The organism is Variovorax sp. P4_D9, from assembly GCF_056401695.1.
On record NZ_JBFUIU010000396.1, the window covers coordinates 1 to 8,256 of the forward strand.

Annotated in this window: 9 protein-coding genes; 3 read left to right on the top strand and 6 right to left on the bottom strand. The window is 63.6% G+C overall.

What is annotated here, in order from left to right; all coding sequences use genetic code 11:
• Positions 1-792, bottom strand: a 792-nt coding sequence (locus AC1DY5_RS32415; protein ID WP_478118157.1) for a hypothetical protein, incomplete at its 3' end; no start/stop codon positions are given.
• Between the two features lie 135 nt (positions 793-927).
• Between AC1DY5_RS32415 and AC1DY5_RS32420 the strand changes: the two genes are divergently transcribed.
• Positions 928-2,373, top strand: coding sequence for a replicative DNA helicase (locus AC1DY5_RS32420; RefSeq protein WP_478118159.1), 1,446 nt, complete (start codon positions 928-930; stop codon positions 2,371-2,373).
• Between the two features lie 31 nt (positions 2,374-2,404).
• Here the strand turns inward: AC1DY5_RS32420 and AC1DY5_RS32425 are convergent, their stop codons facing one another.
• The 4 genes from AC1DY5_RS32425 to AC1DY5_RS32440 form a co-directional block, all read right to left on the bottom strand.
• On the bottom strand, positions 2,405-3,283 hold the full coding sequence (locus tag AC1DY5_RS32425) for a zinc ribbon domain-containing protein (protein WP_478118161.1): 879 nt from the start codon (positions 3,281-3,283) through the stop codon (positions 2,405-2,407).
• A 257-nt stretch (positions 3,284-3,540) separates the two neighbouring features.
• Complete coding sequence (locus tag AC1DY5_RS32430; RefSeq protein WP_478118162.1) at positions 3,541-3,762, bottom strand: hypothetical protein; 222 nt, start codon at positions 3,760-3,762, stop codon at positions 3,541-3,543.
• 138 nt (positions 3,763-3,900) lie between these two features.
• The gene (locus AC1DY5_RS32435) at positions 3,901-4,296 is read right to left on the bottom strand and encodes a GIY-YIG nuclease family protein (protein WP_478118164.1); all 396 of its coding nucleotides are present in this window, start codon (positions 4,294-4,296) and stop codon (positions 3,901-3,903) included.
• 271 nt (positions 4,297-4,567) lie between these two features.
• Positions 4,568-5,329 carry a DNA/RNA non-specific endonuclease gene (locus tag AC1DY5_RS32440; RefSeq protein WP_478118166.1) on the bottom strand — a complete coding sequence of 254 codons (762 nt, stop codon included), beginning with the start codon at positions 5,327-5,329 and terminating at the stop codon, positions 4,568-4,570.
• Positions 5,330-5,825: 496 nt separating this feature from the next.
• Between AC1DY5_RS32440 and AC1DY5_RS32445 the strand changes: the two genes are divergently transcribed.
• Both AC1DY5_RS32445 and AC1DY5_RS32450 read left to right on the top strand, forming a co-directional pair.
• Positions 5,826-6,494, top strand: coding sequence for a DUF6345 domain-containing protein (locus AC1DY5_RS32445; RefSeq protein ID WP_478118168.1), 669 nt, complete (start codon positions 5,826-5,828; stop codon positions 6,492-6,494).
• Between the two features lie 10 nt (positions 6,495-6,504).
• Positions 6,505-7,350 (top strand): hypothetical protein, encoded by an 846-nt coding sequence (locus tag AC1DY5_RS32450; protein WP_478118170.1) that lies wholly within the window; start codon positions 6,505-6,507, stop codon positions 7,348-7,350.
• 86 nt (positions 7,351-7,436) lie between these two features.
• Here AC1DY5_RS32450 and AC1DY5_RS32455 read toward each other — a convergent pair whose 3' ends face one another.
• The gene (locus AC1DY5_RS32455; RefSeq protein WP_478118171.1) at positions 7,437-7,844 is read right to left on the bottom strand and encodes a hypothetical protein; all 408 of its coding nucleotides are present in this window, start codon (positions 7,842-7,844) and stop codon (positions 7,437-7,439) included.
• Between the last annotated feature and the right edge of the window lie 412 nt (positions 7,845-8,256).

Genomic DNA, 8,256 nt, shown 5'->3' on the forward strand with positions numbered 1-8,256 from the left:
GTCCACGGAAGACTTGCTCCCATTCAACGCTGCCGATTCGAACGACTGCGGACCAGAGAGCACCGATGCCGGCGCGCCGAGTGCAGGCGTGAGGCGCGCCCGACTGTCCCGCGGCCAGTATCCGAAGCGGGTCAAAAAGTCACGCTGAGTGATCGAGCTCGAGAAGAAATTTCTCGCCGTCGCGTCCCAGTTCGAATAGAGGCGCGTGCTTGCGGTGGCGAAGTCCTTGAACTTCTCCAGCAACCAAGCCTTGTGTTCGACGGTGATATAGCCCGAATCCTCCGCCTTCTTGAGGAGCGCGTCATTGAACTGGAAGTCCTTGGCGAGTGCTCGCTTCCCCTTGCTTCGACCTGCCGGCATGACCTCGCCGACAAGGGGGAACTCTTCCACAGCCAGGCTCGCCAGAACCGACGAGGCAACCAGTTCCTTGATCTGCCCGGCAAAGCGCTCGTTTACGGCATAGAACATCTCTGCCATCGCGCGATGGCGCCACGCGCCGCCTTCGACCTCGTCGAACCCTTGGAGCAATGCGCGCCCCTTCTCGTCCCAAACATTCGCGCCCAAGCCGCTCAAACGCAAGAGGATCAGCGGATCAGCCGGAAGCGTCGCCGGCTGGGTCGCTCGGAACGCCGCTTCGAGCAGAAGCACGCCGGCGCGGACCACGGACGCATCGTCCGAGTGGAACCAGGTAGCCTCGGTCATCCACCGTATGTCTAGTGCTGAGTGTGTGAGCGTGTTTATCATCGTTTTTTCGTCCGCGATATTAGTCTGTTCCGCGTCAATCAGAAACATTTTTTTGCTTTTACATTGACGGCTGCTGCAAGTTCTCTCCAGAATATCAACACGAAACGCGATCCGTAAGGTCAGTTTTTCGAAAACAGAATCTTTAGGTTTCGGTTTTCAAAAAGTTGAGGAAGAAAACTTTCAATGCCGGCAACAAACTCACCTTTTGGCTTCCCACGTGCGCAGCATCAGCAGCCCTCAAACGGGGCCGCGGCCAATGACGCCGCAGCAGCGGCTCCGACCGCTGCGAACGACCCACTCATCTCGCAGATAAGCGAACGCACCGTGCTGTGCTCGGTGATGCAAGACGGCCGCGACGATCTATCCGGCCAGATCGCGCCGGTGCTGAACGCTCAGGACTTCGGCGAGGAGATTCACGTCAACTTGTTCCGCCTCTGGCAGACCCTGGGACAAGCTGGGCACGCGCGCGACCTTGCAGCCCTCGTGGACGCGTCGCGCACGCACAACCTGTTCACGGGTGGCGAGGACTACCTGATCAACCTCGCGACGAATCCAACCTACCTCACGGCAAGCGTGGAAGCGATCCAGGCCGCGGCGACACGGATCAAGGAACTGAGCGTCATCCGCATGCTTCTCGCTTCGGCGAAGCTGATCGTGGAGAAGGCGTCGCAAGGTCAGACCACTGTCGAGGCGCTCACGACCATGTTGGAAGACTCCGCCGGAAACGCCCGCACGTCTTCCAAGTCCTCGCGCTCCGGTCCAGAGCACGTGGCGGGCTACATCTCCGTCCTGCTCGAGCAGATCGAGCGCCGCCTCGATGGCCACGAGATCGAGTCCGGAGTGACGACCGGCTTCCCGAGCGTCGATGCACTGCTGGGTGGCGGCTTCGTGGACGAAGACTTGATCGTTCTGGCAGCACGCCCATCGATGGGCAAGACCGCGATGGAGGTGAACTTCATGCTGTCCGCCGCAGGCACCGGCCGCGCCGCCCTGCTCTTCTCCATGGAGATGCGAGGCACGTCGATGGCAAAGCGGATGATCTCGCGCGCTGGACGCATTCCAGGCGCTGTCTTCACGAGCGCCGAGCAGCTGGGGGACAGGCTGGAGAGCATCTACGACGCCGCCCAGAGGCTCGGCAACCAGGCAATCTTCATTGACGAGTCGCCAGGCCTTTCGCTGGCGGAGATCCGCACGCGCTCCCGTCTCTTCCAGGCCCAGAATCCCGGGCGCAAGCTGATCATCGGCGTGGACTACCTGCAGCTGATCTCAGCCGGAGCGGCGGCCAAGCCCGGCACCGATGCGCGCGTGGTCGTGGGCGAGGCCTCGAAGGGCCTGAAGCAACTGGCTCGTGAACTGAAGTGCCCTGTGATCGCCCTCGCGCAGCTCAGCCGGACGGTGGAGCAGCGCGCGAACAAGCGCCCCATGATGTCGGACCTGAAGGAATCGGGTCAGATCGAGCAGGACGCGGACGTGATCATGTTCCTGTACCGCGACGAGGTCTACAACCCCGAGACCCCGGAGCCCGGCATCACCGAACTCATCGTGGCGAAGCAGCGCGAGGGCGCAACCGGCACCCGCAAGCTCGCTCACCAGCTCGCGTCGTCGCTCTACGAAGATCATCTTCAATGACGACGCCGACCCCACGCAAGCGACGCTCACGCTACAGCGCGAACGCTGTGGTTCGAAGAGAAGCCGAGCTGCAGAACATCTCACCCGAGTTCGGCGTCAAGTTCTTCTTCGACCCGCGTTTTGACATCCTCCCCGCCCTGAACGACGAGGATTCCTGCTGAGGCGGACTGCGCTTTACGCACGGCCTGCCTCTTGGGTGGGTTCCTGCTTCGCAGGGGCTGCGCGCTTCGTCCTTGCGGACGCTGCGCGTCTGACCACCCCTCCACAGGCAGCGGGCGTCGTTGTTGAAGCCCAGACCACGTGTCCCACGGCCAGAATGTTCTTTGCGGCGTTCACGTCCGCATGCTCTGTGTGGCCGCAGGCCACGCAGGCGAAGAGCGCCTGACTTTCTGCTTTCTGCCGCCCCATGTCCGCAGGCGCGGCACGTGCGGCTGGTGTAGGCCGGGTTCACGGCCAGCACTTGGCCGCCGTGCGCGGCCAGCTTGTACTCGAGCTGGCGCCTGAACTCGCCCCAGGCGGCATCGAGGATGCCGCGGTTGAGGCCCGCCTTCTGGCGCACCTTCTTGCCAGGGCTCTGCGCGCTGCCACGCGCCGAGGCGCTCATCGCAGCAACGCTCGCGAAGAAAGTCTGGAACGCGGCATCCAGTCGTTTCAGGACCTGCTGCTGTGGATGCACCGGGCCTTCCCGCAACCACGACGTCTCTGACGCGTTGCGCCAGTCCGTGAGCCAACCGCACATGCTTGCGTACCCTGCGTACTTCTCGCCGCGCTCGCGGCGAGCACGCTGCTCGGCCAGCGCCTGATTCCAGACCCAGCGCATCATGCCCGCGTAGCGGGCCAGTTGCTTCTCCTGCGCGGGACGCGGGCGAAGCCGGAATCGGAAAGCACAGAGGGACGAATCGACGGACATCTACGAACAGTATGGGCAATCAAGGTCGGCGCGCGAAATACCTGCTTTCCTTCCCCGCCCTGAAGGGCGGGGCTTGACGCAAATTCTGGTCGGCGGCTCACAGCGGCGGGCTTGCCAGAGGTCGCCGCCTGAAATGAACGCCTGCGCAGCATCGGCTTCTGCACCGTTCGCGGCGATCTGCGCGCGCAGCCCCCCAGGGCGACCTCCGGCGACACTTCCTGCGCGTCGGTCACCGTCCGCACGGCACCGCCTGGGCCTTAGCTGAAGCGCTGCCCAAAGTAGATACCGCTTCCGGTGCGGCCCAGTGCCAACGAAGTCGCCTTCTCGCCGGCCGCCGGCTTCGTGGTGAGCAGGAACGAGGTTGCCCCCTCGAGCTCATCGCGGGTTCCATTCTTCATGGCGAGCACGCTCCTGGACTCGCGAAAGGCCTGAACGAGCTTGCCGGCCACCGCCTGCTGCGCGATCTCGGCGCGCTGCATGGCGATCTCTTCGCCGCGGCGCTGGCCCGGGCGAACCTCGACCGGCCGACCTTGGACTCAGAACACTTGCTCGCGAATTTCTTCCCAAATGCCCCGTGTGCGTTCGACATGAAATTGTTTTCTCGTGGTGTTCTTCAACTAGCGTCCATCGGCCATGTCCCGGCCCGATGGTTGCCTTAGACGCCTGGCGCCCTTTGCGCGCTGCGCAGCAGCTGCTCGAGGCGAGCTGCAGGGGCTTGGAATTTCTCGCTGGCAGCCTTCTGCCCTATTGGAGGCGGTCAGGAACGCCAGTTTGCGCCCCCGTGGCAGCTTCTTGATCGCGTACTCGGCCTTGGAAGCCTCCGAGCGATCGGCGTATTGCTTCGCGCCGAGGATCCGCATCGGCGGATTAGCCCGCGTGAACTTTGCGCCCTTCCCCGCCTGGTGCGCGGCGAAGCGCTCCGCAAGGCGGTTCGTGATGCCGGCGTACATGACGCCGCCTTTGCATTCGAGCAGGTAGAGGCACCAGCCTCCTGGTTCGATGTCGTGGTTCATGGTTCCGTCGCGACTCAGAACAGCGCGTCCTGCGGCGCCGGCGGTGTCACCCGCCTCTTGGGAACATGGTTGCGAGCGAATTCGTGCGCCTCGCGCCCCACGGCCAGGTACGCCTCGCTGGGCGTCTTGGTGATCTCTTGACCAGCCACATAAGTGGATCAGATCCGATCCCGGATGTCCTTTGGCAGAGTGAACCAGTGTGGCGCGCAGCCCCACATCTTGGGCGGAACATGTCGCTGGCAGCCGGGCCAGTGGCAGGTGTGGGCTTCGCTCATTGGGCGCCTGCGCTCAGGAGGTTCCAGCCGGTCGCCTTCACGAATGCCTGGTAGTCCATCGGCGCCTCGATGCGAGCATCCGACGTGTTCGGCAGGATGTATGCCCACGAGCGGCCCGAGGCCTCGTCGTAGACCAGCTTGAAGAGGTGCGACGGCACCCACACGCGGTTGGCGCCTATCGCGCGGCGGGGGCCATTGAACATCGGGCCCGAGAACACATAGACGTCCCCTTGCGCGCGACGAGCGAACTTGCGCACATCCTTCTCCACCTTCGACCAGATCTTTCGGTTGTTGGTGGGATCCTGGGGAACCATGTTCGACAGGGCAAACGACTGCGCCATCGACTGCGGATCTGGTTGGTCTCCGGCTGGGCTGAGGTGCCCTCGATCTAGGCCGCTACCGGAGAAATCGGACAGCTCAGCCCGGGAGCCGGCGGGCACGCGCGGGTCTGGATAGAACTGCTCGGTCCTATGCTCGTCCTTCGCGGCTTCGATCTGCGCGCGATTCAGGCGCTCGACCACGACCAGGGGCGTCTTGCTGAGGCTCGAATACAGGACGGCGAAGTGGCTCGAGCAGAGAGCGACCGGCTTCCACTCCACATTGACCGAGGCAACGTTCAGCGGTGCCTGGTGAGGGAACAGGTTCGTGCAGGCGCTGAAGTTCCGGCCGCCGGGCAGTGCTACCGGAGCGGCAGCGTTGTCGCTGGAGCTGCCACGCGCATGCTTGGCAAGCTCGGCGGTGACAACGTGCTCGGACATCGCGCCGAGGTTCCAGGCGGCGGACGCGGTTGCCGCCAACAACACGCTCGCAGCGAAAGCAAATCTCGCTACGAAGACGAAATGATTACGTTTGTGAGAGGAGTTCATTGTGGACATCTGGCTCCCTCCACGATACACGGCACCGTGAGAATTCCGCTAGGTTGTTCGCGGCCCAGGGTATCGCCGCATTCGTCGGATCTCCCTGCATCGCAGGCGCCTATTTAGACGTCATCCTGCCACTCACGGGAATGCCGATTGCCTGCCAATAGCAGAAGTTCGGCACTGCGCTGAGCAGTGACCTTGAACTCCACTCCCATGCAGCCGAGGACGAGCACGGTGGGGGAGGAAGTCGTCGTTGCGCGAGCCTTCGCTCACATCAATCATGTTGGTGATGCGCCATCTGAACAGCGGCCGTAACCTCGTTCGACTAGGGAGCGGACCACCGAACCCTGGTCCCCTTCATCGAAAGCGAACTTACTGCGAACGGAGGTTAGCCATGGGCATGGGCATCGATTGGATCATGAAGTACAACGGACGCGCCGCGGATGTGTCCAACACGAAAGCGGCCGCGGAAGGCTTCTACAACACGCTCCAGGCGGTTCGTCAATACGCGTGGGGCGACAACCTCGCGTGGGACACCGACTTCGAACAAAAAGGCGCAGGCTCCCCATCAAGTGGATCGGATAACTTGTGGGCCGACAACGTCGACATCGCCTTCTATGCGGGTCACGCCAACGCGCAGGGTCCGATTTTCGGCACGACGAGCGACAGCGGGCAAGCAACACCCGGCGAAGTGCGTCTCGGTGACATCGACCTCGAGTGGATCGCCTTCCACGCCTGCCAAGTGGTCGAGCGCGCCGGCGTCTTCGGCCGATGGGGCCCATCGTTTCGGGGCCTGCACTACATCCTCGGCTTCGACACCACTTGTCACGACGAATCCAATCGCGGCCGCTACTTCGCTGATCATCTCAACAACGGTTGGCGAGTGCGAGATGCCTGGATCGCGGCAGCGCAGGAGACTGAGGGATCCGACACGTGGTGGGCCTATCTGCGCGCAGACGCCGGGGGTACCAACACCTACGAGGACCACTGGCACGGCAAGGGATTCGTCTCCGCCGATCCCGATGTGCCGACTATCCACTTCTACCTGCGGGGCGCCTGCTAGGGGAACCATCATGAGCAACGACCTTTTTGAGTTTCCCGAAATTCCTAGTGCGCAGCGCGTTGCCGTCCTTCGCGCCCGTCGGCCGAGCGACACTTCCCCCGCCTTTGCCGGGAAGGTCGCGGACCGCTTCGGAGTCAAGGGCAAAGTGGAGGACGCCGGCGCGAGGTTCATCGTCAGGGACGAGCGTTCCACAATGGAATTTTTCGTTGCCACGGGATCCGTTCGCTGGAGTGCCCACCTGAGCCATCGGCGTGAAGCCGAATCACAGCCGAAATTGCCCGACGAGCGGCAGGCCGTCGACCGCGCCTTGACCAGGCTTCGCGAGGTCGACCTTGCGCACTCAGCGGCATCGCTTCATTCGGTCACCGACGTCGAGTTTTCCTTCCAGCGTGCAGGCGAGCGAGAGGATACGACGTGGCCGATCGCACGTCAGGTCAATCTTCGCTTCGAGGTTGCCGGCCTGCCGTTCTTCGGGCCAGGCGCCAAGATCCAGGTCGCGATCGGAGACGGCGGCAATCCGGTCGAGATCCTGCGCTTCTGGCGGGAGGTCGACGTGGCGGAAGAGGTGATGACCATTTCGCCGGACCATGTCATCGACATTCTCAGGCGCGACGAGACCTTCGCGCAGCTTCACCCCGGCGAGGCGTCCGTGCGCTTCCACGACTGCCGGATCGGCTTCTACGCGCTGCCGCCGCGCGAGGTTCAGCACTTCCTCGTGCCGGTCTTCGCGCTCTCTGGGACGGTGGCGACTCCGGCATTGCCGCGCTACGACTTCATGCGTTACGTGCCAGCCGTAGCGCTGCCCGCGAAGAGCGGTGGCGCGCCAGTCGTGTTGCGCGCAATGGCGTCGCTCTAGGCGGGAGGCTGCTCCCGGCAGGCGGGTCGACTCGCCATCCTGGTCCACTCATGAGCCGGAGCCGCCCTCATCAGGATTTGCATTGGTCAGTGCCCCACCTGGGCACTGAAACGGTCCAAAACGCTGGCCCGGCTCGCAACACACGGCGGCTGCTGCTCGAACTGGTAGTACCGGACGGCCTCCTCCACGACAGCATTGGTCGAAGTGCCCGGCTCGAAGACGGTGCCGTGCACCTGTGCCTTTTCCGTGAGCGTGGGCCAGGCCGCCTCTGGCAGATCGCCCGGGGCGGTCAGCGCGTCCGCCAAGATCCGCAGCGCCGCCGCGAAGCCCGCCGGCACCTCTTCGCGCGCCAAGTGGGCTACCGCTGCTTGAGCGTCCGCGCGCCAGTCGCCGCTGGCGGGTGCGTGCTCCTGTGAAAGCTGATCCATGCCGATGATTGTCGGGCGTTTCGCCTGGTGCCGCGAGGGGGCCGAGGAACCGGCATCCAGTCTCATTGGGCGGCTCCGGCGGTCGCCTCCGCCTTGACCGGGAGGCACAGTCGACGGCGCCGTCAACGGGCACCTCGAATTGAATGTGTCGACCTTGGCCTGCAGCGCTTCTGGGTTTGGATTTCTCTGCTCGTGGTGGTGGATGCTCTTCGCTCACGCGGCGACAGTTTCGCGTAGTTGGACCTTGGTGACCTTCGCCTTGCTGTTCGGAACCTCCGCAAGGGCCATTCATGCTGCCGATTTCATCGAAACCTCGATCGATTTCGCGACCGTGGGACACACCGACGGCCAAATGGCGCGGAACTTCCCGTGCAAGGGCCGATCAGGCCTTGGTGATGCAACGGTGGACTAAGTGGCTCATCCCGCCACGGGAGCTTTGCTCCAAGGGGTTCGCCCCTTCCTCCCGCATCGCCCTGAA

What these genes read in the sequence shown, in the direction of transcription:
- AC1DY5_RS32435 (WP_478118164.1), bottom strand. Translation starts at nt 4,296, where the DNA reads ATGAACCACGACATCGAACCAGGAGGCTGGTGCCTCTACCTGCTCGAA.
- AC1DY5_RS32455 (WP_478118171.1), bottom strand. Translation starts at nt 7,844, where the DNA reads ATGAGACTGGATGCCGGTTCCTCGGCCCCCTCGCGGCACCAGGCGAAA.
- AC1DY5_RS32420 (WP_478118159.1), top strand. Translation starts at nt 928, where the DNA reads ATGCCGGCAACAAACTCACCTTTTGGCTTCCCACGTGCGCAGCATCAG.
- AC1DY5_RS32440 (WP_478118166.1), bottom strand. Translation starts at nt 5,329, where the DNA reads ATGTCCGAGCACGTTGTCACCGCCGAGCTTGCCAAGCATGCGCGTGGC.
- AC1DY5_RS32450 (WP_478118170.1), top strand. Translation starts at nt 6,505, where the DNA reads ATGAGCAACGACCTTTTTGAGTTTCCCGAAATTCCTAGTGCGCAGCGC.
- AC1DY5_RS32430 (WP_478118162.1), bottom strand. Translation starts at nt 3,762, where the DNA reads ATGCAGCGCGCCGAGATCGCGCAGCAGGCGGTGGCCGGCAAGCTCGTT.
- AC1DY5_RS32445 (WP_478118168.1), top strand. Translation starts at nt 5,826, where the DNA reads ATGGGCATGGGCATCGATTGGATCATGAAGTACAACGGACGCGCCGCG.
- AC1DY5_RS32425 (WP_478118161.1), bottom strand. Translation starts at nt 3,283, where the DNA reads ATGTCCGTCGATTCGTCCCTCTGTGCTTTCCGATTCCGGCTTCGCCCG.